The organism is Chryseobacterium sp. PET-29 (assembly GCF_025736815.1).
GTDB lineage: Bacteria > Bacteroidota > Bacteroidia > Flavobacteriales > Weeksellaceae > Chryseobacterium > Chryseobacterium nepalense.
Map to the genome: position 1 here is coordinate 2,836,714 of NZ_CP107053.1, position 24,791 is coordinate 2,861,504.

21 protein-coding genes are annotated in these 24,791 nt (G+C 35.7%); 17 read left to right on the forward strand and 4 right to left on the reverse strand.

What is annotated here, in order from left to right; all coding sequences use genetic code 11:
- Positions 1-6: 6 nt before the first annotated feature.
- The 4 genes from ODE14_RS12760 to rimP all read right to left on the reverse strand — a co-directional run bounded on the left by ODE14_RS12760 (position 7) and on the right by rimP (position 7,998).
- Positions 7-2,880 (reverse strand): SusC/RagA family TonB-linked outer membrane protein, encoded by a 2,874-nt coding sequence (locus ODE14_RS12760; protein WP_263601699.1) that lies wholly within the window; start codon positions 2,878-2,880, stop codon positions 7-9.
- A 303-nt stretch (positions 2,881-3,183) separates the two neighbouring features.
- Positions 3,184-6,201, reverse strand: a complete 3,018-nt coding sequence (infB, locus tag ODE14_RS12765) for a translation initiation factor IF-2 (RefSeq protein ID WP_263601700.1) — start codon at positions 6,199-6,201, stop codon at positions 3,184-3,186.
- Between the two features lie 78 nt (positions 6,202-6,279).
- Complete coding sequence (gene nusA, locus ODE14_RS12770; RefSeq protein WP_248389991.1) at positions 6,280-7,515, reverse strand: transcription termination factor NusA; 1,236 nt, start codon at positions 7,513-7,515, stop codon at positions 6,280-6,282.
- A gap of 15 nt (positions 7,516-7,530) precedes the next feature.
- Positions 7,531-7,998, reverse strand: coding sequence for a ribosome assembly cofactor RimP (gene rimP / locus ODE14_RS12775; RefSeq protein ID WP_263601701.1), 468 nt, complete (start codon positions 7,996-7,998; stop codon positions 7,531-7,533).
- A 210-nt stretch (positions 7,999-8,208) separates the two neighbouring features.
- Here rimP and ODE14_RS12780 point away from each other — a divergent pair, with 210 nt between their 5' ends.
- From ODE14_RS12780 to ODE14_RS12860, 17 genes are all read left to right on the forward strand, one after another.
- Positions 8,209-9,522, forward strand: coding sequence for a UDP-glucose dehydrogenase family protein (locus tag ODE14_RS12780; protein WP_263601702.1), 1,314 nt, complete (start codon positions 8,209-8,211; stop codon positions 9,520-9,522).
- A 4-nt stretch (positions 9,523-9,526) separates the two neighbouring features.
- Complete coding sequence (gene rfbB / locus ODE14_RS12785; protein ID WP_263601703.1) at positions 9,527-10,606, forward strand: dTDP-glucose 4,6-dehydratase; 1,080 nt, start codon at positions 9,527-9,529, stop codon at positions 10,604-10,606.
- Between the two features lie 10 nt (positions 10,607-10,616).
- The gene (rfbA, locus tag ODE14_RS12790) at positions 10,617-11,480 is read left to right on the forward strand and encodes a glucose-1-phosphate thymidylyltransferase RfbA (RefSeq protein ID WP_248389979.1); all 864 of its coding nucleotides are present in this window, start codon (positions 10,617-10,619) and stop codon (positions 11,478-11,480) included.
- A 162-nt stretch (positions 11,481-11,642) separates the two neighbouring features.
- Positions 11,643-12,491 carry an ABC transporter permease gene (locus tag ODE14_RS12795; protein WP_263601704.1) on the forward strand — a complete coding sequence of 283 codons (849 nt, stop codon included), beginning with the start codon at positions 11,643-11,645 and terminating at the stop codon, positions 12,489-12,491.
- Between the two features lie 32 nt (positions 12,492-12,523).
- Entirely contained in the window at positions 12,524-13,759 is a 1,236-nt protein-coding gene (locus ODE14_RS12800; RefSeq protein ID WP_263601705.1) for a polysaccharide ABC transporter ATP-binding protein, read from the forward strand.
- A complete protein-coding gene (locus ODE14_RS12805; protein WP_263601706.1) occupies positions 13,750-15,075 on the forward strand; it encodes a glycosyltransferase in 1,326 nt (441 codons plus the stop codon). The genes ODE14_RS12800 and ODE14_RS12805 overlap by 10 nt, the downstream gene beginning before the upstream one ends.
- Before the next feature lie 3 nt (positions 15,076-15,078).
- Positions 15,079-15,897: an SDR family oxidoreductase gene (locus ODE14_RS12810; protein WP_263601707.1), complete on the forward strand. Its 819-nt coding sequence runs from the start codon at positions 15,079-15,081 to the stop codon at positions 15,895-15,897.
- Entirely contained in the window at positions 15,882-16,862 is a 981-nt protein-coding gene (locus tag ODE14_RS12815; protein WP_263601708.1) for an ATP-grasp domain-containing protein, read from the forward strand. Before ODE14_RS12810 ends, ODE14_RS12815 begins: the two co-directional genes overlap by 16 nt.
- Entirely contained in the window at positions 16,863-17,510 is a 648-nt protein-coding gene (locus tag ODE14_RS12820) for an HAD family hydrolase (protein ID WP_263601709.1), read from the forward strand.
- Positions 17,507-18,139 carry a NeuD/PglB/VioB family sugar acetyltransferase gene (locus ODE14_RS12825; protein WP_263601710.1) on the forward strand — a complete coding sequence of 211 codons (633 nt, stop codon included), beginning with the start codon at positions 17,507-17,509 and terminating at the stop codon, positions 18,137-18,139. Before ODE14_RS12820 ends, ODE14_RS12825 begins: the two co-directional genes overlap by 4 nt.
- 2 nt (positions 18,140-18,141) lie before the next feature.
- On the forward strand, positions 18,142-19,284 hold the full coding sequence (rffA, locus tag ODE14_RS12830; protein ID WP_263601711.1) for a dTDP-4-amino-4,6-dideoxygalactose transaminase: 1,143 nt from the start codon (positions 18,142-18,144) through the stop codon (positions 19,282-19,284).
- A 31-nt stretch (positions 19,285-19,315) separates the two neighbouring features.
- Positions 19,316-19,924, forward strand: coding sequence for a DapH/DapD/GlmU-related protein (locus ODE14_RS12835; protein ID WP_263601712.1), 609 nt, complete (start codon positions 19,316-19,318; stop codon positions 19,922-19,924).
- A 6-nt stretch (positions 19,925-19,930) separates the two neighbouring features.
- A complete protein-coding gene (locus ODE14_RS12840) occupies positions 19,931-21,052 on the forward strand; it encodes a glycoside hydrolase family 99-like domain-containing protein (RefSeq protein ID WP_263601713.1) in 1,122 nt (373 codons plus the stop codon).
- Positions 21,053-21,108: 56 nt separating this feature from the next.
- Positions 21,109-21,930: a glycosyltransferase family 2 protein gene (locus tag ODE14_RS12845; protein ID WP_263601714.1), complete on the forward strand. Its 822-nt coding sequence runs from the start codon at positions 21,109-21,111 to the stop codon at positions 21,928-21,930.
- Between the two features lie 95 nt (positions 21,931-22,025).
- Positions 22,026-22,937: a glycosyltransferase family 2 protein gene (locus tag ODE14_RS12850; RefSeq protein ID WP_263601715.1), complete on the forward strand. Its 912-nt coding sequence runs from the start codon at positions 22,026-22,028 to the stop codon at positions 22,935-22,937.
- 157 nt (positions 22,938-23,094) lie between these two features.
- On the forward strand, positions 23,095-23,763 hold the full coding sequence (locus ODE14_RS12855; RefSeq protein WP_263601716.1) for an NAD-dependent epimerase/dehydratase family protein: 669 nt from the start codon (positions 23,095-23,097) through the stop codon (positions 23,761-23,763).
- A gap of 44 nt (positions 23,764-23,807) precedes the next feature.
- Positions 23,808-24,746: a glycosyltransferase family 2 protein gene (locus tag ODE14_RS12860; RefSeq protein WP_263601717.1), complete on the forward strand. Its 939-nt coding sequence runs from the start codon at positions 23,808-23,810 to the stop codon at positions 24,744-24,746.
- The last annotated feature ends 45 nt before the right edge of the window (positions 24,747-24,791 follow it).

Here is a 24,791-nt window from a genome sequence, read left to right on the forward strand (position 1 = left end):
TGTTAATTAAAAGTCAATATTAGCTCCTAAAGAAACGGTTTTCATGTTAGGATAAACTGACGTTGAAGTTGCGAAAGTTGGTTCCGGATCAAATCCTTTCCATTTTGTAAGTGTTAACAAGTTTTCAGCCTGTAAGAATACTCTAACCCCTCTGATTCCGCTGTTAGTAAACATTTCACTAGGAACTTTGTAGCCTAACACAACATTTTTCAATCTAACAAATGAAGCATCCTTCAAGAATCTGTCTGAGTTTCCGTTATAAGCAAAGTTTGTTGCAAATAAAGAAGGTACATTTGTATTGGTGTTTGTAGCTGTCCAAGCATTCAATAGATCTCTGGATACATTATATCCGTCAACAGTAGTTGCATCGTATACATAGTCTAACTGGTTGTCATACTTGTATGCTCCCTGCTGATAAGAGAAGTGTACGTCTAAAGTAAATCCTTTATAAGATGAATTTACACCGAAACCTCCGATCCATTTTGGTAAGTAGTTTTTACCGGTTGCTCTTGCATCTCTGTTGATATCAGGAGTTTCAGTAACGTTCCCGTTGATATCTAAGAACAATAAGTTACCATTACTTTGGTTTACCCCTACGTAAGGAACCATATACCACTCGCTAAGTTGTCCTCCTACTACGTTTCTTAGACTTCCTGTAGTGTCATCTTTTAACAAATCAGTAAATTTACTCTTGTTATATGCAGTGTTAGCATATACTGACAATTTGAAATCTGAGTTTCTTAATAAATGATATTTTACACTGAATTCAACCCCTTCGTTTTGAAGTTTACCGTTATTACCGTTGATAGAATATAAACTGGTAATGGCAGAAATATTAATTGGGTTGAAAAGCTTATCAGTCATTTTCTTATAGTAATCTACACTACCTTCCAATCTTCTGTTTAAGAACATGTAGTCTAAACCAACGTTGAACTGGCTGATTTCTTCCCACTGGATATCAGGGTTTGCAATTGTTCCTGTGTAGTATACGGCATTAACGTTGTTATATCCTAAACCAATTGTATTTGTATCTCTAACAAGGTTAGTTCCAACAAGTAATGGGTTTGATCCATAAGTAGCAGCAACTACGTTAGCATTACCGTTGGTACCGTAAGAAGCTCTTAACTTCAACATATCGATATTAGAACCTTGCATGAAGTTTTCTTTATCAATATTCCAACGTCCTGCTACTGACCAGAAAGTTGCCCATTTGTTATCTCCTACGAAACGGTAGCTACCATCTCTTCTTACTGTTCCGGATACACCATACTTGCTTGCATAGTCATAATCAAAAGTACCAAAATAAGCCAAGGCTCCGGCAGTGATTTTAGAAGCACTGTTAGAAGGATTGTAAATATTTGGTGTCGCAGGGTTAAATGCTACCCAACCTGTACCGGCTCCAAATGACCAGTTTAGTGGGTTTAATCCGTTCTGACGTAAAGAAGTTGCTTCATAGTGAACCTTCATGTAATCTAAATAAGCACCTACTTCAAACGTATGATCTCCGAATGCTTTTTTATAATTCAAATTGGTAATTGAACTGATCGTGAAGTCTGTTGATTTGATGTTATCTTCAACCCCACCGAATTCAGTACCGTTACTGTTTGCAACAACTAATGCCAGGTAAGACCAAGGAGCTCTTGCGAAAATTCTCTGGTTATACTTGTAATCAACCCCTGTTCTGTTACTAACTGTTAAATCATCAGTTAATTTATAAGATACTGAAGCGTTGGTTATAATGCTGGTTTCTGTAAGCTTATTTGGAAGCGTACCTTTCAAGATATCCTGTAAAACGTATACGTTGTTACCGTTGCTGAAGTCTGATCCAATGTTATTCAAAAGATCCTGACCATTAGCATAAAGACCCGGCGCCAACGTCGGCAATCCTACGATAGAACCTAATAACGGGTTCTGGATTACGTTAGAAGTAATATCTGTTCTTGTTTCTTCTTCCAACTGATGTCTTCTTGAATATCCTAAACCGATATTTACTGAGTAATTAAATCTGTTATCTTTTGATTTACCCATTAAGTTGTTTCTTAATGTAAATCTTTGGAAATCAGTTGTAGGTACAATACCATCCTGCTGCATGTATCCAACAGATGTATAGTTGCTCAGGTTTTGTCCTCCTGCAGAGATCTGAACGTCATGACTCTGAGTAATACCTGTTCTGAAGAACTGTTTTCTCCAGTTGGTGTTGATTCCGTAATTAGCAATCTCTTGAGGCGTCATACCGGCACCCATTCCGATTCCTGCACGATTCTGAATCGTTAGCAACTCCTGAGAGCTTGCCATATCGTATTTTGTCTGCGGCAGGAAGCTTGTTCCAATAGTTGTATTATATGAAATATCGAATCTGCTTCCGTATCTTCCTCTTTTAGTATTGATAATAACTACCCCATTCGCACCTCTGTTACCATAGATTGATGTTGCAGCAGCATCTTTAAGAACAGAAGAACTCTCAATATCATTAGGGTTTAAGTTACGGAATTGAGTTGCATTGGAAATCATACCATCAATAACATATAATGGATCAGATTGAGATGTAATAGAACTTACCCCTCTAATAATAAGGTCCATTTTTGCAGAACCCGGAGATCCTGAAGTAGAGCTTACACTAAGACCAGCAACCTCCCCCTGCATTGATTGTAGAAAAGAAACATTGGGTCTGTTTTCCAATCTTTCTCCAGAAATCGTTACCGTAGCGGTTGAGTTTAGTGGTTTAGTTTGTGTTTTACTATACCCTAATACTACTACTTCTTCAATATCCGAAGTCCTTGGAACAGTATCAGTTACCTTTTTGGTTGATTGTGCCATTGTTAGTTGCCCTCCTATGAAGAACAATACTCCTGCACTTAGCACTTTTAGTTTACCATTCATTATTAACAATATTTATATTATGGTTGCAAATATGTTAATAAATTTTAACAACTGCAATATTTTAATATTTAATATTTTTTTTAAATATCTTTACATATATCGCAAAGATAACAACTTATTAACACAAATGATAATAATACATAATTGATTACCGATTAAAAATAAATGAACATTATTATAATGGAATTTAACACATCCAGGATAAGAGAAATAAAATTATTTAGAACTATTCTAAATTTTATTTAACATAAAAAAAGCCCGCTCTTTTTCAAAAGCGGGCTTTTTATCTCTATTAGGTGATTTTTATTTTAGCTTCTTTTTAACAGCTACTTCTTCGTAAACCTCCAGAATATCACCGGTTTCTATGTCATTATATCCTTTAAGATTTAATCCACATTCGTATCCTTTTGTGACTTCTTTCACATCGTCCTTGAAACGTTTTAAACTTTCAAGCTCACCATCGAATTTCACAATACCATCTCTCAGTAAACGTACTTTGGACTGTCTCGTAACTTTTCCTGTAAGAACCATACATCCTGCAATAGTTCCCACTTTGGAAATTTTGAATACTTCACGTATTTCCACATTACCGATTACCTGCTCCTGAATTTCCGGAGAAAGCATTCCTTCCATCGCTTCTTTTACCTCATCGATAGCTTTATAGATTACAGAATAGGTTCTGATCTCGATTTCTTCTCTGTCTGCAAGATCTTTGGCATTAGCACCGGCTCTTACGTTGAATCCGATAATAATCGCATCAGATGCTGCCGCTAAGTTAATATCAGATTCTGTGATCTGACCAACCCCTGAGTGAAGAATTTTAACACTGATCTCTTCTGTAGATAATCTCTGTAACTGGTCAGAAAGTGCTTCTACCGAACCGTCCACATCACCTTTAAGGATAATATTCAATTCTTTGAATTCTCCTAGAGCAATACGTCTGCCCAATTCTTCAAGAGTCGTATGTTTTTTAGTTCTGATTGATAGTTCTCTCTGTAGCTGTTCTCTCTTGTTGGCAATTGCTTTACCCTCACTTTCATCAGCATAAACCCGGAATTTATCACCTGCTGTAGGTGCTCCATCCAGACCTAAAATAGTTGCCGGAATGGAAGGACCTGCTTCAGAAAGATTTTTACCCCTTTCATCAAGCAAAGCTTTTACTTTACCGTGATTTTTACCTGCAACTACATAATCTCCAACTCTTAAAGTTCCGGTTTGCACCAACATCGTTGCCACATAACCTCTACCCTTATCAAGAGAAGCTTCAATAACAACTCCGTTTGCAGAACGATCAGGATTTGCTTTTAATTCAAGTAATTCGGCCTGTAATAAAACTTTCTCAAGCAATACATCCACATTGTTACCAAATTTAGCTGAAATTTCCTGTGCCTGAACATTTCCCCCCCATTCTTCTACCAGGATATTCATCCCCGAAAGCTGCTGACGGATATTATCAGGATTTGCATTCGGCTTATCAACTTTGTTGATGGCAATAATCATTGGCACCCCTGCAGCCTGTGCATGGGAGATTGCTTCTTTTGTCTGAGGCATTACATCATCATCAGCAGCAATTACGATAATTGCAATATCAGTAACCTGTGCACCTCTCGCTCTCATCGCCGTAAACGCTTCGTGACCCGGTGTATCTAAGAATGTAATTCTTTGTCCGTTTTCCAGTTTCACATTATAAGCACCGATGTGCTGTGTAATTCCTCCGGATTCACCGGCAATTACGTTGGTTTTTCTGATATAGTCAAGTAAAGATGTTTTACCGTGGTCAACGTGACCCATTACGGTTACAATCGGAGCTCTTGGAAGAAGATCTTCTTCAGAGTCGATTTCCTCTTCTGCATCAGATTCTCCAAGATCAGCATCTGAGAATTCAATTTTATAACCGAATTCGTCTGCTACTAATAATAAGGTATCAGCTTCCAGTCTCTGGTTCATCGTAACCATAACTCCTAATGAGAAACATGCAGAGATTACTTCTGTAGGAGACACGTTCATTAAACTTGCCAATTCACCAACCGTGATGAATTCAGTTACCTTTAATGTTCTGTCTGCTGCATCAATTTCCTGCTGACGTTCGTCCTGCTCTCTACGGAAGTTCCTTTTATCTTTTCTGTGTTTTGCAGATTTGGATTTACCTCCTTTATTCGTAAGTTTTTCAAGGGTTTCCTTGATTTGGTTTTTTACTTGTTCATCAGTTAATTCAACAGGCATCGTTCTTTGACCAGGTCTGTTTCCGCCTTGTCCGCCTCTGTTGAATCCACCTCTGTTTCCTCCTTGGCCTCCTTGTCCTTGAGGACGGTTTTGACCACCTTGATTATTGTTTCCAAAACGGTTTCCACCTTGGCCACCTTGTCCCTGAGGACGGTTTCCTTGTCCGCCACCCTGGTTATTGTTTCCAAAACGGTTACCGCCTTGTCCACCCTGACCCTGGTTACGGTTTCCACCTTGACCCTGGCCTTGTCCTTGCGGACGGTTTCCCTGACCTTGGTTATTACCTCCTTGTTGGTTATTGTTTCCACCTTGTGGGTTTTGTCCCGGCTTCTCAATTCTTTTTCTCTTCTTTTTAGCACCTGCGCCTTGTTTAGGAGCAAACTGCGTTAAGTCGATTTTTTCCCCAACGATTTTAGGTCCGTCAAGCTTTTGGTAAACGGTTTCAATTTTTTGAGGTTCCTGGGATTCCTCCTCTGCTTTTGCAGGTTCTGTAGGTTTTTCCTGAACTGGTTTTTCTACAGGCTTTTCAGCAACAGGTTGCGGAACTTCTTTTACAGGTTCTGCAGGTTTAGCTACAGGTTTTTCCTCTTCTTTTTTATCTTCTGTTTTCGGTTTGTCTTTTTTCACGGGTCTGTTTCGGGACTCGATCTGAGACAAATCTATTTTATCCAGAACTTTGAATTCCTGCTTTTCAGGTGTTGCTTTAACTTCAGGAGCAACTTCTTTTTTCTCTTCAGCCACAGGTTCCGGCTTTGGAGCAGGAGTTTCTTCCACTTCAGGTTTTTTAGCCTCTAAGTCTATTTTCCCTAAAATTTTAGTTTCCGGTTTATTAGCTTTAGCTCTTATTACTTCAGGGGTTTTCTTTTCTTCAATTTCCAGTTTTTCTTCCGGAACTTTTGTGATCACCACCTCATGGGAAGCCTTGCGCTGTTCGCCGTCCTTGGCAAACTCAGCCTCCAATGCAGAATATGCCGCTTCTTCTAATTGAGCGTTAGGATTGCTTTCAACCTCAATGCCTTTTGACTGTAAAAATTCTACTAATCTGGACATGGAAATGTTGAATTCCTTAACCGCTTTATTTAATCTAATTTTTGGCATCTATATTATTTACTGTTTTTTAATTCTTAAAATTAAAGTATTTCTTTTTTACTGTTTATTAAAATTTATTTACAAATCTTAATCTTCAAATTCTTCTCTCAGAATACGTTTCACTTCTTCAATGGTTTCCTCCTCAAGATCTACCATATTCAATAAACTTTCAGTTTCTTTATCCAAAACCGATTTTGCAGTGGTAAGACCCACTTTCTTGAATTCATCAATAATCCACTGATCAATATCGTCATTGAATTCTTTCAGTTCAACATCATCATCTTCACTGGCTTCTCTGTGTACATCGATCTCATAACCTGTCAGCCAAGAAGCAAGTCTGATATTCTGACCTTGTTTTCCGATTACTTTGGAAATCTCTTCAACCGGAGTGTATACTAACGCATACTGTTGTTCCTCGTTGATGTCAATTTTATTGATGGTAACATTTCCTAAAGCTCTCTTTACCAAAATTTCAGGGTTTTTAGACCACTGGATCACATCGATATTTTCATTTCTCAATTCTCTTACCACACCGTGAATTCTTGATCCCTTCACCCCTACACAAGCTCCTACCGGATCAATTCTGTCGTCGTAAGCATCTACTGCAATTTTTGCTTTCTCACCAGGAATTCTCACTACTTTTTTCAAAATAATCGTTCCGTCCTGGATTTCAGGAATTTCCAGTTCTAATAATTTCTCAAGAAATTTAGGTGCAGTTCTGGAAATAATAATCTGTGGTTTTGACCCTTTGAAATCTACTGTTTCTACAATAGCTCTGATATTTTCTCCTTTTTTAAAGAAATCGGAAGGAATCTGATTTTCTTTGGGAAGTATAAATTCATTTCCTTCATCATCAAGCAGAATTACGTGCTTGTGGCGAATATGGTGAATTTCTCCTACAACAATCTCTCCGATTCTGTCTTTGAACTGCTCATACAGCATAGCATTGTTGTGCTCCTGCAATTTCGTAGCCAAAATCTGCTTCAGGGTAAGAATATTTCTTCTTCCCAACTGTGCAACAGGAATTTCCATGGTAAAATCTTCTCCTACTTCAAATGTTGGATCGATCTTTTTAGCTTCGGAAATTTCTATTTCAAGATCATCGTCTTCAGACATCTCGTCTTCTACAATGGTTTTATTTAAAAATATCTGAAAATCTCCTTTATCAGGATTCACAATCACATCAAAATGATCATCCGAATCGTATCTCTTTCTTAAAAGAGTTTTCAGTGAATCTTCAATAATTGCCATAAGATCAATCTTACTGATTCCCTTTTCGTCTTTAAAATCACCAAAGGATTCAATCAACGCTATATTGTCCATGTATTCTTTTTTCTTTTAAAATTTAATTGTTACTATTGCTTTTTTAATGTCTGAGTATGGAATTTCCTTTTCCTCCTCTACATCTACTTTACCTTTACCAATATCTTTTGGTTTGCGATACCGCAGGATAAGTGTAATCTTTTCTTCGTCTGCTTTTACCAGCTCTCCTTCAATTTTTGAAGAGTCATTCATTAAAACTTCAATCTCTCTTCCGATATTTTTAGCAAACTGTCTCTGAGTGGCAAGCGGCTCACTCAGACCGGCAGACATTACCTGAAGACTGAAATCATGTTCTTCACGGTCCATATTGAATTCTATTGCACGGCTTGCATCAAGGCAATCCTGCAGAGAGACTCCGTTGTCGCCATCCAAAATCACTGTAATATCATCTCCGGCAGAAATTTTCAGATCTATAAGAAATAAATCTTTTCTGGTTTCCAGAAAATCATTTAATAATTCTTCAATTCTTTTTCTAAACTCCATATGTTATTTAAAATGATGATTTACCCGTACGAAAAAAGGCTTTCTTCCGAAGGCCTTCCCATTTTTTTCCGTAAATCCAATGCAAATATACGAATATTTCTCAGAAATGCAAAATATCTTATTATCAATACAATAAGTTAATTATTATTTAAAACATTACCATGATGGTATTTTTATTACTTTTGTACTAATTTTAAAAATACATTTACTTTGAATATTACTATTGTAGGAACAGGTTATGTAGGATTAGTCACAGGAACGACTTTAGCAGAACTTGGAAATTCAGTATACTGTGTAGATATTGATGAAAAAAAAGTTGAAGGGATGAAAAACGGCATAGTTCCCATTTATGAGCCGAATCTTGAGGAGATGTTTTTAAGAAATATTCAATCCGAAAGATTATTTTTCACAACCAATTTAAAAAAAGCATTAGACAAAAGCGAAGTAATCTACCTTGCTTTGCCAACCCCGCCGGGAGAAGACGGATCTGCAGACCTTTCTTACGTTTTGAAGGTTGCTTCCGATATCGGAGACATGATGACTGATTATAAAGTTATTGTAAATAAAAGTACCGTTCCTGTAGGTACTGCCGATAAAGTAAGGGAGGTTATTGAATCTAAAACCCAAATTCCTTTTGACGTGGTTTCCAATCCGGAGTTCCTGAGAGAAGGTTTTGCCGTTGAAGATTCTATGAATCCTTCAAGAGTGGTTGTAGGCTCCAGTTCGGAAAAAGCAAAGGATATTATGGCAAAAATCTATCAGCCATTTACCAACACCGGGATTCCTATTATATTTATGGATGAAAAATCATCCGAACTCACAAAATATGCAGCCAATTCATTTCTTGCCGTAAAAATTACCTTCATGAATGAAATTGCCAACTACTGTGAAAAGGTGGGAGCAGATGTAGATAAAGTTCGTCTGGGAATGGGAAGTGATGATAGAATAGGCCACAGATTCCTGTTTCCGGGGATCGGGTATGGTGGCAGCTGTTTTCCAAAAGATGTAAAGGCTCTGATAAAATCAGGAAAAAATGAAGAGTTTGACTTTCAGATTCTGGAGGCCACTGAAAAAGTGAATGCCGCACAAAAAGTAATCCTGGTTGGAGAAATTGAAAAATATTTCGGCGGAAGCATTGAAGGAAAAACAATTGCAATGTGGGGCTTGGCTTTTAAAGCAAATACCGACGACATCCGCGAGGCGTCTTCACTTGATAATATTTCCATTTTATTGCAAAAAGGCGCAAAAATTGTTGCGTATGATTCCGTTGCAGAAAATAATGTAAAAAAACTTCTTGGGAATAAAATTCATTTTGCCAAAACCATGTATGAAGCAGTGGAAAATGCAGATGCCTTATTCATCGCAACAGAATGGCCCGAATTCAAAAATCCTAATTTTGAACTCATGGCTAAAAAAATGAAAAACAAAGCTGTTTTTGACGGAAGAAATATGTATCCTTTGGAAATTCCCGAACAAAACGGATTCTATTATAAAAGCATTGGCCGCAAAACCATTATAAATTAAAAAAATGAAAAATATAATCATTACAGGCGGTGCCGGATTCATCGGTTCGCATGTGGTAAGAGAATTTGTAAAAAATAATCCTGAGGTTAACATTATCAATCTGGATGCGCTTACTTATGCAGGAAATCTTGAAAACTTAAAGGATATTGAAAATGAGCCTAATTATGTTTTCGAAAAAGCAGATATTACCAATCCTGAAGAATTAAGAACAGTTTTTGAAAAATATAATCCTGATGCGGTTGTACATCTGGCAGCAGAAAGCCATGTAGACAGAAGCATCACGGACCCGATGGCATTCATCAATACCAACGTAAACGGTACGGCGAATCTTTTAAATTTATGTAAAGAATTCTGGACACTTAATCCCGACCACACCCATGGAAGATTCCCGAATGAACAAAGAAAAAATCTTTTTTATCATATTTCTACCGACGAAGTGTATGGAAGTTTGGGTGAAACCGGATTCTTTTTAGAAACAACGCCGTACGATCCGCAGTCTCCTTATTCAGCTTCAAAAGCAGCATCCGACCATCTGGTGAGAGCTTATGGAAACACCTACGGAATGCCTTTTATCGTATCAAACTGTTCAAATAATTATGGTCCCAACCATTTTCCTGAAAAGCTTATTCCACTTTGTATTTCAAATATTATCAATGAAAAACCTTTGCCAATTTACGGTGACGGTAAATATACCAGAGACTGGCTTTTTGTAATTGATCACGCAAAAGCCATCCACCAGATTTTCAATGAAGCCAAAACGGGAGAAACCTACAATATCGGAGGATTCAACGAATGGCAGAATATTGATCTGGTAAAAGAACTTATCCGACAAATGGATGCAAAACTGAACAGACCGGAAGGTTATTCTGAAAAGCTGATCACGTTTGTAAAAGACAGACCGGGCCATGATAAACGCTATGCTATCGATGCTACGAAACTGAATAAAGATCTGGGGTGGAAACCGTCGGTAACTTTTGAAGAAGGATTGGCCAAAACCATCGACTGGTATCTGGAAAATAAAGAGTGGCTGGAAAATGTAACAAGCGGAGACTATCAGAAATACTACGAAAAACAATATCACTAAACACAATACAATGAAAGGTATTATTTTAGCAGGAGGTTCAGGAACCAGACTTTATCCTCTTACCATTGCAGTCAGTAAACAACTGATGCCTATTTATGACAAGCCGATGATTTATTACCCGCTGTCTACTTTATTATTAGCTGGGATAAAGGATATCCTGATTATTACAACACCCCATGATCAGGAAGGTTTTATCAAGCTTTTGGGTGACGGTTCACAAATAGGATGTAACATCCAATATGTAGTGCAGCCAAGCCCGGACGGACTGGCACAGGCCTTCATTCTGGGCGATCAGTTCATTGGAAACGACGCCGCGGCGTTGGTTTTGGGTGATAATATTTTCTATGGCTCCGAGATGGGAACTTTGCTTAAAAATAAAACCAACCCGGAAGGCGGGGTTGTTTTCGCATACCACGTTTCAGATCCTGAACGGTATGGAGTGGTAGAATTTGATGATGATTTTAAAGCGGTTTCCATCGAAGAAAAACCGCTGAAACCAAAATCCAATTATGCTGTTCCTGGATTATATTTTTATGACAATGAGGTTGTTGAAATTGCAAAAAACATACAGCCTTCCACGAGAGGTGAACTTGAAATTACCGATGTAAATAACGTTTATCTTAATAAAGGAAAGCTTGAAGTAGGCGTTTTAGATAGAGGCACTGCATGGCTTGATACCGGAACTTTTGAGTCTCTGAATGATGCTTCGGAATTTGTTCGGGTAATTGAAAAAAGGCAGGGATTTAAAATCGGGTGCATTGAAGAAATTGCCTTCAGAAACAAATTCATCAATGAAGAAAAGCTGTTGGAAACAGCGGTAAAATATGGAAAAAGCGGCTACGGCGAGTATTTAAAACAGCTGGTAAATAAATAAACGGAATAAGCCACACCAAAAACAGTATTTTAAATTGGTTTTCACAATATATGTTCCCATATTGGAGATAACCTTTAATTTTTTTAACCTAATAATAAATTTTTAAGAATAAATATACTACATATAAGAAAATAATATAAATTTGCAATAAACATAACACAAATGAATGAACCACAAAAAAAGTGGACCGAAATAATTGAAGCCCGGCATTCTCTGCTCGATTTAAAATTAAAAGAGGTATGGAATTACAAAGATCTCGTTTACATGTTTGTAAAAAGAGATTTCATATCTGGTTTTAAACAGACAATTTTAGGTCCCATCTGGTTTTTTATAAACCCTATCTTTACGACAATTACTTTTCTCATTGTTTTTGGCAAAATAGCACGGCTGCCTACAGATGGCGCACCGCCTTTGTTATTTTATCTTTCGGGGGTCACCCTCTGGAATTATTTTTCTTCGTGTCTTCTGGGTACATCTTCCACATTCGCAGGAAACGCAGGCATTTTCGGAAAAGTATATTTCCCAAGACTTGTAACGCCTGTATCTATTGTTATTTCAAATCTTATGCGTTTCGGGGTACAGTTTCTGTTATTCCTTATGGTCTGGATATATTATTTATTTAAGGGAGCAATTCATCCCAATATATGGATGCTGGCAACACCATTCCTTATTATTCTTATGGCGTTTTTTGCATTAGGCACAGGAATGATATTCTCTTCCCTGACCACAAAATACAAAGACCTCAGCATGCTTTTGGTATTTGGAGTGAGCCTGTACATGTATGCAACTCCTGTAATCTATCCTACGTCATCCTTACCCGGATTTTTTAAAAAGCTGGCTTTTTACAATCCATTAACAGGAATTTTTGAGTGTTTTAAACATGCATGGCTGGGAACAGGAGACTTTTCTCCTCTAATGCTTGCAGTAAGCACATGTATTATTCTTTTACTTTTGATGGCGGGAACCCTTATATTCAATAAGGTGGAGAAAACTTTTATGGACACCGTTTAAAAAAATTTATTAACATTCCCAATACTATTATTATGCTGGCTTTAAAAGCAGAAAATATATCGAAACAATACAGATTAGGACAGGTAGGCACCGGGACTCTATCTCATGACCTCAACCGTATGTGGTATAAAATCAGAGGAAAGGAAGATCCTTATCTAAAGATCGGCGAGGCAAATGACAGAACTGTACAAGGTGAATCTGACTATGTATGGTCTCTGCAGGACATCAATTTTGAAATTGAGCAGGGCGACGCTGTAGGGATTATCGGAAGAAACGGTGCCGGCAAATCTACTCTTTTGAAATTATTAAGCAAAGTCACCAAACCTACAACAGGAAAAATATATACCCGTGGTCGAATTGCATCGCTGTTAGAAGTAGGAACAGGTTTCCATCCTGAAATGACAGGTAGAGAGAATGTATTTCTGAACGGCGCCATCCTCGGAATGACCCGAAAAGAGATTTGTAGAAAATTTGATGAAATAGTGGATTTCTCCGGAGTGGAAAGATATATTGATACTCCCGTAAAAAGATATTCGTCCGGGATGTATGTACGCCTTGCTTTCGCAGTTGCTGCACATCTGGAATCTGAAATTCTGATTGTAGATGAAGTTCTGGCAGTAGGAGATGCAGAGTTTCAAAAAAAATGCCTTGGGAAAATGGGAGATGTAACGAAAGGAGAAGGAAGAACCGTACTTTTTGTAAGCCATAACATGACGGCCGTGAAGCAGCTTTGCACATCCGGAATATTGATGAAAAACGGCAAGATAGCTCATCGGGGAGACATCAACAGTGTATTAGAAAATTATATTATCAATGAACTGTCCCCTAATATTGAATTTAGATACATAGAAGACCTTAGCAAAAAAGCCCAGATTAAAAGAGTTAGGATATATAATAATAAATCTGTAGAGACAACGGAGTTTGGCCATAATGAAGATATTAATCTTGATATAAGCTTCATTAACAGGGATGTAAATAAAGGCATTAGAGTAAATATTGCCATTTTAGATAAATTTGAAAATGTAATATTCATTACAAGAAAAGTTTTCGAAGAAAAAAATGAAAACAATTTTATTTTAAAAATAGAAGGCGGCAAATTAATCCCAAATACTTATCTGCTTTCCTTGGCAATAGATACCCCTTCAGTAGAACTTTACGATATTGTAGAGGGAGGTATCCAGCTTAATATCATCGAAACAGGACATGAAAATTTTCTTGCCGGAGACACAGACAATGGCATTATAACTCCCCCTGTAATATGGATGTAATAGCAATCGATAAAAAAAATATATTAATACTTTCAACAGGTGATGTAAATGGCGCATATGAAGCCGCTTATAAAGTTGCCCATATTATCAAAAATATGGGACATGATGTCGTCATGTGTGTAAAGCATAAAACAAAGAATGAAAATTTCATAAAGCAATACAGGCATTTATCTCTTTCATCAGCGAAGGCCAATCTTGTTATGAGAATTGTGAATAAAATCAAAAATAAGATCAGTCCTGTAGAGCCATCAAAAGTCATCAGTACAGATATGAAATACTCCTTTTTGAGCAAAAATGAAGCATCAGAAAATATACATATTGAAAGTATGCTGAAAATTGTAGGTTTTACACCTGATTTTGTCTTTACAGGAATGACAATTGATTTTCTCAACAGTACAGATATGCTTAATATATATAATGCGACCAAAGCGAAAATATACAATATTACGGTAGATATGAATCATTTTACAGGAGGATGCCACTATTCCTGGGGATGTGAAGGCTACATCAAAGGATGTGGTAAGTATTGCCCTGCAATTACAAAAGAACATGAAAAAATAACAGCCAAAAATAATTTTGAAAGAAAATATGAAAATGCTCAAAAAGCCAATTTTCAAATTATCGCTGGTTCAGGGCTAACCTTACTCCAAGCCCAAAATTCAAAAATATATAAAAGCCAGAAAACAATTCATAACATTAATAGCCTGATTGATACAAAACTGCTTAACAGTAAAAATAAATCCATTGCCAAAAAAGTATTTTCTCTATCCAATGATTGCTTTTATATTTTAACAGGAGCTCAAAATATGGAAGATCCAAGAAAAGGATTTTCTTATCTTCTTCAGGCGCTTGAAATGCTAGACATAGAACTGCCAATGCAAAAGAAAGAAAAAATAGTGCTTTTGGTGGTTTCCAATAGTGTAAATGAAGAATTTGGCAGAGTTACCTTTAAAAAACAGAAAATAGATTATATAAAAGATTACAGACTATTATCCTTATTATATCAGGCTGCTGACCTTTTTATTAACACATCTATTGAAGATTCAGGCCCTATGATGGTATCTGAAGCTCTCGCCTGTGGAACACCTGTAGTAGGCTTTGATACAGGAATTCTTACCAACATGGTGATAGATGATTATAACGGGTATAAAGCTCCTGTAATGGACAGCAGAAAATTAGCAGAAGGAATAAGAAAAGTCTTTGAACTCAATAAAGATGATTATGAAAATTTTTCTAAAAATGCTGTAAGGCAGGTTGAAGAATTCTCTTCTTACGAATATGCCGAAGAAATTTTCAAGCAAATTCTTGAACAATAAAAGATGAAAAAGGTATTAATTTTCGGAGCTAACAGTTTGCTTACAGCCCATCTTCTAAAACAACATTCGGAAGATCATGTTTCTGTTGTTTATCATAGTCAGCCATCTCGATTGACAGATAAAAACCATCCACTTTCTGATTTTAAAAAAATTGATCAGAATCAAGATGTTGTATACATTTTAAGCGCGTTGATATCCAATGATCCAGAACAGCTGGATAACATATTAAATATTAACATTCTTCTCATTAAAAACATTACAGAACATTTTGCGAATTCTAAAATAGTGTATTTTTCGAGCGTTGCTATATATGATGGAATACATAGTGGCACCATAAATAACGGTACTACTCCATCACCGTCATCATTATATGGCTTAAGTAAGCTTTTTGCCGAAAAAATAGTTGAAAAATGTTCAAAATATGCTATTCTCAGAATTTCATCGATATATGGCTTATCCATGAAAGAAAATACTTTTTTACCAAAAATTGTTATTTCCGCAATAGAAAACAATAAAATTGAACTTTTAGGTAAAGGCGACAGAAAGCAAAACTATATTCACGCAGAGGATGTTGCTCGTTTGGCAAAAAAACTATCGCTTGAAAATAAAAATAAAATCATATTGGCAATATCACCCGATAATTATACGAATCTTGAAATTGCTGACTTTATCAAGGAATTAACAGGATGTGAAATTACCTTTCATGGTAAAGACTTTTCAAGATCTATAGAATATTTTGAAAATGACCTCAGTGTCAGCAGTCATGCATTTATACCAATAAAACAAGGATTAAAGGAATTAATTGAATGGAAAAGAAAATAGTTTTAGTTACAGGGATCGGAGGAAATGTTGGCCAGGGAATTTTGAGAAACATTAAAAAAACTCAATTTCCCATAAAGATTATTGGCTGTAACGTGGCTGATTTTTCTGCCGGCAATTATCTTTGTGATACCTTCTATAAAGTACCTTATGCAATGGATGAGGATTATATATCCGCCATTAACGCCATTGTAGAAAATGAAAAAATTGACCTGATCATTCCTTCCACGGATTATGAGGTTTATTATCTTTCTTTATACCAAAATAAGCTAAAGACTAATGTGGTTGTAAGCGGCCTGGAAACTTCAAAAAATTATTTAGATAAGTATTTAACATTTCTGCATCATAAAAAAAACAATCTCCCTTTTGCGCAGTCATATCTGCCTGGTGATTATGAAAAAGGAAAATTTGAAAATTATATTATAAAGCCCCGAGAAGGCAGAGGTTCAAGAGGAATCCACATCAATCCTTCTGATATCAAATCTTTTGATGACAGTTACGTTGTGCAAGAATTAATAACAGGGAGAGAGATTACCACCGCTTTTTATGTTTCAAAAGAAAAAACTTTACATGGATTTATTACTCTTGAAAGAAAATTGGAAAACGGTGCTACAAATGAATGCTTTGTAAACCGGATGTATGATAAGCAACTTCAGGATATTTTAGAAAAAATGATTTCCTGCAATCACTTTATAGGAAGCGCAAATCTTCAGTCTATGGTAAGGGAAAACGGAGAAATTGTTCCTTTTGAGATTAATTGCAGAATATCCGGAACCAATTCTATCCGTTCTAATTTTGGCTTCGAAGACGTGAAATATACTTTAGAAGAGCATTTGTATCAGATTCCTCCTTCTGAACCAAATATTACCGATGGTAGTGCCATAAGAATCATGTTGGATATCATTTATCCTCACAACAGTAATATTAGCGAATTAAAAGACAATTCATCACAACATTATATTTTTTAAATGAACAAAATAACCCGAATAATTCTTTTTGATGCAGCCAATACGCTAATTTACAAACCTACCCTGTATTATAAAATACAAAGCGTTCTGGCAAAGTATTCATATGAAATTGAAGAAGCAAAACTTCAGTATCACCATAAGCTTTTATCGGAAATTATAAACTTTCCCGACAGAACGTCAAAAGAATTTTATAAAGACTTCAACACAGAACTTTTGTTATCGTTAGGTATTATTCCTTCAGAAGAAATATTAAATGAGATTTTTACTGCGTGTTCATATTTAGAATGGAAAGCTTTTGATGACTTATTCATATTGCATGAGCTTCCTGTAAAGAAAGCCGTTTTATCAAATTTCAACAGTAATTTAGGTAATATACTAGAGCGGTTGGTAGGCAAGAACATTTTTTCAGAAATAATAATCTCTGAGAATGAAAATTTCAGAAAGCCTTCTTTAGAATTTTACGAATTAGCTCTAAAAAAGTTAAATGTGAATCCAGAAGAAGTTCTTTATATCGGAGACTCTTTAAAATTGGATATTATTCCTGCCAAAAAACTGGGTTTCAAAACCTTATTAATTGACAGACAACATATATTTTCCAACTTTACGGATAGAATAAGCAATATGAAAGATATTATTAATTATTTATGAAACAGATCGCAATCATAGGTTCAGGGCATTTAGGCCAGCAGATTCTGTATCACATACATTCTGATACAGACCATAAAGTTGTTGGCTTTTTTGATGATTTTCAGGAAAAAGGAAACACCATAAAGAATATCCAAATATTAGGAAATACCAATGATGTTGAAGAGCTTTTTAAACAGAATATTTTTGATGAGCTGATTATTGCCATTGGTTATAAACATTTAGAATTTAAGAAACAACTTTTTGAAAATTTTAAAAATAAAATCCCTTTCCACACTTTTATCCACTCAACAAGTATCGTTGACCCGACAGCCAAAATAGGTCAGGGAACTGTTATATATCCTAATTGCATGATTGATCAGGATGTTGAAATAGGTGACAATGTCATGATCAACATTTCCTGTTCTGTTGCCCATGATTCGGTGATAAACAAACATTGTTTCTTATCTCCGTCAGTAAGCATCGCCGGTTTTGTAAATATCTCAGAACTTTGCATTCTTGGGATCAACAGCACCGTTATCGACAATATAAACATCTCAGAAAAAATCCAGCTGGGAGGAGGCACCGTAGTAATAAAAAATTTAGATACACCAGGATTGTATGTTGGTAATCCTGCAAGATTTATAAGATAGATATGATCCCATTCAATAAGCCATTTATTATAGGCAAGGAGCTTTCGTATATAGAAGAAGCGGTAAAGAGCGGTAAAATATCCGGTGACGGAATATTTACAAAAAAATGCCAAACCTTTTTTGAACAGAAATATAGCTTTCCGAAAGTGTTGATGACGACATCGTGTACGGATGCATTGGAAATGGCCGCTATTTTATGTGATATAAAGCCGGGTGATGAGGTAATTGTGCCCAGCTATACATTCGTCTCTTCAGCCAATGCTTTTGCCCTTCGTGGAGCCAAAATCGTTTTTGTAGACTCTTACCCAAACAATCCTAATATAGATCCTACAGAAATAGAAAAGCATATCACCGAAAAAACCAAAGTGATTGTTCCCGTACATTATGCAGGAATAGCCTGTGATATGGAAAAAATCATGAATCTTGCGCATAATCATAATTTATTTGTAGTGGAAGATGCTGCACAGGCAATCGACAGCTACTACACATTTTCGGATGGAACAAGAAAAGCGTTAGGCTCTATAGGTCATTTTGCCGCTTTCTCTTTTCATGAGACCAAAAACATCATTGCAGGTGAAGGTGGAATGATCGTTATTAATGATTCCCGGTATTTTGACCGTGCTGAAATCATTCGGGAAAAAGGAACCAACAGAAGCGCATTCTTCCGGGGAGAAGTTAATAAATATGGCTGGGTAGATCTTGGTTCATCTTTTTTGCCATCAGAGATTATTTCTGCTTTTTTATATGCCCAGCTTGAAAATCTGGAGATTATCCAGAAAAAAAGATTAGAGATATGGAATAGATACAAATCCGGACTCATTTCTTTACAGCAAAAAGGATTTATTTCATTACCTGACTTGCCTTCTTACGCAACAAATAATGCTCATATGTTCTATATTGTTTTTAACAATTACGAAGAGAGAACCCGTGTGATTCAGTATTTAAAAGAAAAAGATATTCATCCCGTATTCCATTATTTAAGTTTAAATAAAAGCGACTTTTTCCTGGCCGATAACCCTGAAATGGATATTCCTCATTCGGATCATTTTACAGATTGTCTTCTGAGGCTTCCCTTTTATTATGAATTATCGGAAACTGAGCAGGATAGAATTATAGAACTGATAAACAGCTATTTTATAAGATAATCGAAAAAAGCATCATTACAATATCATAAATATGAATTTATTAAAAAAACATATTATCAATTTTTTATTTGATGTACTGAATTCTGGTGCATATAAAAGGCATGCACAAAATAAAATCAATGAGTGGGCAAAGAAAAGTTTTAAAAGTTTTGGAGCCAACTCCATATTACCGGAAGAGCATTGGATAAAAAACCCAAAATACATTTCAATAGGTAAAAATTTCAGTTCATTATATCATCTGAGGCTTGAAGCCTGGGATCGATTTATGGGAGAAACTTTTACTCCAGAAATAACCATTGGTAATGATGTAATTTTCAATTCTGATGTTCATATTGGAGCTATAAATAAGATTGTTATCGGTAATAATGTTCTTATGGCAAGCAGAATATATATCTCCGATCATTCCCACGGAGATATAACCGTAAATGACCTTGAAAACTTCCCGGCACAAAGACCTTTATATTCTAAAGGTCCTGTCGTTATCGAAGACAATGTATGGATAGGTGAAGACGTATGTATTCTTCCAGGCATTACCATTGGCGAAAACAGCATTATCGGGGCCAACTCGGTCGTCAATAAAAGTTTTCCGAAAAATTCAGTCATCGCGGGGATTCCTGCAAGACTTATTAAAACACTTTAAAAAACAATGATGAAAAAAATAAAACCCCTTGCTTTTTACCTCCCTCAATACCATCCTGTTCCCGAAAATGACGAATGGTGGGGTAAAGGTTTTACAGAATGGACCAATGTCACAAAAGCGAAACCTCTTTTTAACGGCCACGAACAACCTATATATCCTGCTGATCTCGGGTATTATGACCTTCGTGTTCCGGAAGTAAGAGAACATCAGGCGCAGATTGCAAAAGAACATGGAGTTTATGGGTTTATCTACTATCATTACTGGTTTGGCAACGGAAAACAATTACTGGAACGTATTGCTAATGATGTCCTTACATCCAAAAAACCAGATTTTCCTTTCTGTTTCTGCTGGGCAAACGAAACCTGGTCTGGTATATGGCATGGTCTTGCAGAGAAGATTCTGGTAGAGCAAGTCTATCCGGATGAACAGGATTTAATAGATCATTTCAACTACCTTCTTCCATTCTTTAAAGACGAAAGATATATCAAGGTAGACAATAAGCCTCTTTTTATAATTTACCATCCGAACCATTTACATGAAGGAGATCCTCACTACATTTCAAAATTTAGGGAGTTAGCAAAAAAGAACGGATTTGATGACTTATATATCATGGCATCCAATAAACTCCGTGATGATACTGATTTAAAATCAATGGGGTATGACGGCAAAATATCCAATGCATTTCAGAAAGCATGGATCCCATATATTAAGAAAGGAGAATATATTTCCCATTACCAATATTATAAAAACAGAATAACAGAACTACTCGGATTTAAGAAAAAAATTAAACCGAAAGTCCTGACTCAGGATGCCAAAGCTATTGTTAATGATCTACAGTTTGTAGAAAGTAATGTTGCTACTTACCCATGTATTCTACCTAATTGGGACAACACGCCCAGAAGTGGCTATAGAGGAGTTGTACTTACTGATACATCACCGGAATTATTTGAAAAGCAGATTGAAAAAGCGATTGATTATCTTGAGGATAAAAATGATTATCCCGAACAGTTATTAATTATCAAATCATGGAATGAATGGGCAGAAGGTAATATTCTGGAGCCAGACAGAAAGTATGGCTTCGGATACTTGAATACATTAAAAAGTATATTGGATCAATATAATAGATAAGAACAGCTAACATATTTAGGTCTTATTAATTATATATAAAATAAAAACCCTGATGAATGATAAGTAAAATTTCAATTATAGTTCCCTGCTTTAATCATGCTCTGTATTTAGAAGAATGCATAGCGTCTATAATGGCTCAATCCTATACAAATTGGGAATGTATCATTATAGATGATGGCTCTACAGATAATTCATCAGAGGTCGTTCAAAAACTGATTAATCATAAAATACGATATATATACCAGAAGAACAAAGGAGTATCCTGTGCCAGAAACAATGGAATAAAGCACGCAACAGGAGACTATATTTTGCCTCTTGATGCAGATGATACGCTAAACCCTTTAGCATTAGAGAAAATGTTAGAAGCGTTTACTAAAAATAAGGAGACAATGATTGTTTTTTCAGATACGATAATGTTTGGTCATATCAATAATAAATCAAAAGTAGAGGAAAGATTCAGTATCAAGGAATTATTACTGCAAAACAAATTATTTTGTACTTCCATGTTTCCAAAAAAATATTTCGATCAGGGTATAATGTATGACGAAAAACTTACACATGGTCTTGAAGACTGGGAGTTTTGGATACAGCTTATTTCTTCTCATCGCAATCTTCCTGTTACCAAAATAGAATACCCGGTTTTCAATTATAGATCTCATACCGGTAGTTCAAGAAACAATGATGTTTTTAGGGATGATCATAAAAAAGAAATTATCTATCAAATGATTTACGAAAAGCACAAAGCTCTTTTTCATGAATTTTACCCAAGCTACATCTCACTTTTAAAAAGAAAAACCTTTTATGAAAAAAAATTAGAGAATATATACAACAGTAAACTATACAGGATATATGACTTTTTAATCAATTTATTTAGATAAATCTGTTTATACAAGCAAAGTGGCCCTGTCTAATGAATTTTGTGAAGGATATTGAAAATTAAAAAAAAACAAAGCCTCAAATTAAAGGTTGAAAAATGGTTAAAATAATTATTGTAAATTATAATTCCACCAAATGGATTGATCGCTGTTTATCATCCATTGATCAGGCGGGATTAATTGAGCACACTATTATCGTTGATAATGCTTCTACCGATAATAGTATTCTTATCATTGAGCAAAAATTCCCACAGGTAGAGCTTATTAAGCTTCCTGCCAATTTAGGTTTCGGACAGGCAAATAATATCGGAATTAAAAAAGCGTACGAACAGGGTTTTGATTATATATTTTTAATGAATCAGGATGTTTATATAACACCTGGTACTATTGACTATTTAGTTAAAATCGCAAAAAAAAATCCTGATTTCGGCATTCTGAGCCCGATGCACCTTAATGGAAATGGCTCCGAGCTGGACTTTAGTTTTTCAAATTACATCATTCCTTTAAAATGTGAAAAATTATATTCGGATATATTTTTACAAAATTTAGCGCCACTGTATGAATTACCTTTTGTAAATGCCGCTGCCTGGTTGTTGACAAGACGTTGTATTGAAAAGGTTGGCGGTTTCAGTCCTTCATTTTACCATTATGCAGAAGATGATAATTACTGTCAGAGGGTATTATTTCATAATCTGAAAATAGGCGTTGTACCGGAAGCAGTTATCTTCCATGACAGAGAAAAAAGAACTGAAAATAAATATTTTGATAATACCGCTCTGCTTTATGAAAGAAAATTAATTATGATGCTTTCAGATCCTTTTAATAATAAACAGTCGATAAGGGAAATATATATTAATTCTTGTAAAATGATGATAAAATCTCTATTAACATTCAGGCTGAAATCCCTTAAAGAGCATTACATCAAAATTAAGATCTGTCATTCATTGAACTGGAAAATGATTCTTCATAACAAAAAACAATCTCTTAAAGAAGGAAAAAGTTTTTTATAAACAATCGGGTTATCTAGAAGCTGATCTGGTGTAATCAGATTATAGGTGTGATAATCTTAGGGGGTTAAAAGAACTGGAAAAAACAGAACTGGATTATTTAAATTTAAAAGTACCCTGCCTTTTTTAAGTCTTAAATAACAAATGATGAAAAAAAATTATGATTATAGGTAATGGAATTATGGCAAATGCCTTACAATTTTATGATAAAGAAGATGTTGTTTTCTTTGCGTCAGGAGTTTCCAATTCTCTTGAGAAGAAACTGTCTGAATTTGAGAGAGAAACTTCACTTCTGAAATCTGTTATCAGCCAGAATACTGACAAAAAACTTGTCTATTTTTCTACCTGCAGTATTTATGATCCTACGAAAACTGAAAGCTATTACGTAATTCATAAATTAAATATTGAAAAACTGATTGCAGAACTCTGCAGCAACTTTATCATCTTCAGAGTAGGAAATGCAGTAGGACATGGCGGCAATCCTAATACATTAATCAATTTTCTGAAAAAATCAATCCTTTCAGAAAATAAGCTTATGCTGCACAACAATGCAAGACGAATCCTGATCGGCACAGAGGATATTGCATCATTTATCAATCGGTATTTGAAAGATTTTAATAATGAGATTGTTAATCTGGCATATCCCTATCAATTTACATTGTATGAAATTTTATCACAACTGGAAAAGTATCTGGGCAAAAAGGCATGTTATGAAATAATAGAAGAAGGTTCTTTTTATAGAATAGAATTCAACAGGTATACTGAAGATTTTTTCTCAGAAATACCGCCGGGAGAATATCTAAAAAAACTGTGTTCATCTTATCTATAAATGAATTGCCAATACCTCTTTTTATTAATTAAAACACATATCAAATGAAAATATCAGTCATTATTCCCGTATACAACGCAGAGAAATATGTTTCCCAGGCTGTAGAGTCTGCACTTCAGTTCGAAGAAGTATTTGAAGTCATATTGGTAGAAGACAAATCTCCCGACAATGCACTGCAGGTATGCCGGGAACTTAATAAAAAATACAGCCGGGTAAAGCTTTATCAGCATCTTGACAAAGGAAATCATGGAGCAGGAGCCACCAGAAACGTAGGAATAACTATGGCAGAAGGTGATTTCATTGCTTTTCTCGACGCGGATGATTATTATCTCCCGAATCGTTTTGAAGCAGAAAAGAAGCTATTGGTGAACGAAGACGTAGAGGGAGTTTATGGAGCAATAGGTGTTCATTATTATTCAGAAAAAGCAAAAAAACAATACTATAAAATATTCGGTGACCGACTGACTACCGTTTACCAAAAACATCCGCCGGAAGATGTTTTTCCCGGGCTGCTGAACATGAAAGGAACATTCGGATTGTTCAGCATTGATGCACTTACCATACGGAGGAGCGCGCTAAAGAAGGTAGATTGCTTTTTTAAAACTCATTTAAAACTTCATCAGGACACCGAATTTTTATTCCGTATTTCCTATTATCTTAATCTCTATCCCGGAATACTCGACAAGGCAGTTGCCGTACGTGGCGTTCATGAGAACAACAGGATCACCAAAATAGATGCAAGAGAAATCAGGCCCGCCTCAACAAGGGTTATTTTATGGGAGGAAGTTAACAATTGGGCAAAGACCGAAAGCAGCATTCCCGATGATGTCAAACTGCATATTACAAGAGTATACCGAAGCTTCCGTATTGCAAATTCGCATTTTCTGAAAAAATGGGGAATGATCGTAAGGTATCTCTTTACCGACTACCAAAGCATCCGCTCCGGATTGTACAATATAAATTTCCGGAAGGATCTTTTTTGATATTGCGGTTTAATTGAATTTATTTTTAAACTAAATTTATCGGTA

Excerpts from the sequence above, each read along its gene's own strand:
- nusA (WP_248389991.1), bottom strand. The coding sequence starts at position 7,515 with ATGGACAATATAGCGTTGATTGAATCCTTTGGTGATTTTAAAGACGAA.
- rffA (WP_263601711.1), top strand. The coding sequence starts at position 18,142 with ATGATCCCATTCAATAAGCCATTTATTATAGGCAAGGAGCTTTCGTAT.
- rimP (WP_263601701.1), bottom strand. The coding sequence starts at position 7,998 with ATGGAGTTTAGAAAAAGAATTGAAGAATTATTAAATGATTTTCTGGAA.
- infB (WP_263601700.1), bottom strand. The coding sequence starts at position 6,201 with ATGCCAAAAATTAGATTAAATAAAGCGGTTAAGGAATTCAACATTTCC.
- ODE14_RS12805 (WP_263601706.1), top strand. The coding sequence starts at position 13,750 with ATGGATGTAATAGCAATCGATAAAAAAAATATATTAATACTTTCAACA.
- ODE14_RS12840 (WP_263601713.1), top strand. The coding sequence starts at position 19,931 with ATGATGAAAAAAATAAAACCCCTTGCTTTTTACCTCCCTCAATACCAT.
- ODE14_RS12850 (WP_263601715.1), top strand. The coding sequence starts at position 22,026 with ATGGTTAAAATAATTATTGTAAATTATAATTCCACCAAATGGATTGAT.
- ODE14_RS12760 (WP_263601699.1), bottom strand. The coding sequence starts at position 2,880 with ATGAATGGTAAACTAAAAGTGCTAAGTGCAGGAGTATTGTTCTTCATA.
- ODE14_RS12860 (WP_263601717.1), top strand. The coding sequence starts at position 23,808 with ATGAAAATATCAGTCATTATTCCCGTATACAACGCAGAGAAATATGTT.
- ODE14_RS12855 (WP_263601716.1), top strand. The coding sequence starts at position 23,095 with ATGATTATAGGTAATGGAATTATGGCAAATGCCTTACAATTTTATGAT.
- ODE14_RS12815 (WP_263601708.1), top strand. The coding sequence starts at position 15,882 with ATGGAAAAGAAAATAGTTTTAGTTACAGGGATCGGAGGAAATGTTGGC.
- ODE14_RS12810 (WP_263601707.1), top strand. The coding sequence starts at position 15,079 with ATGAAAAAGGTATTAATTTTCGGAGCTAACAGTTTGCTTACAGCCCAT.
- ODE14_RS12820 (WP_263601709.1), top strand. The coding sequence starts at position 16,863 with ATGAACAAAATAACCCGAATAATTCTTTTTGATGCAGCCAATACGCTA.
- rfbA (WP_248389979.1), top strand. The coding sequence starts at position 10,617 with ATGAAAGGTATTATTTTAGCAGGAGGTTCAGGAACCAGACTTTATCCT.
- ODE14_RS12795 (WP_263601704.1), top strand. The coding sequence starts at position 11,643 with ATGAATGAACCACAAAAAAAGTGGACCGAAATAATTGAAGCCCGGCAT.
- ODE14_RS12825 (WP_263601710.1), top strand. The coding sequence starts at position 17,507 with ATGAAACAGATCGCAATCATAGGTTCAGGGCATTTAGGCCAGCAGATT.
- rfbB (WP_263601703.1), top strand. The coding sequence starts at position 9,527 with ATGAAAAATATAATCATTACAGGCGGTGCCGGATTCATCGGTTCGCAT.
- ODE14_RS12800 (WP_263601705.1), top strand. The coding sequence starts at position 12,524 with ATGCTGGCTTTAAAAGCAGAAAATATATCGAAACAATACAGATTAGGA.
- ODE14_RS12845 (WP_263601714.1), top strand. The coding sequence starts at position 21,109 with ATGATAAGTAAAATTTCAATTATAGTTCCCTGCTTTAATCATGCTCTG.
- ODE14_RS12835 (WP_263601712.1), top strand. The coding sequence starts at position 19,316 with ATGAATTTATTAAAAAAACATATTATCAATTTTTTATTTGATGTACTG.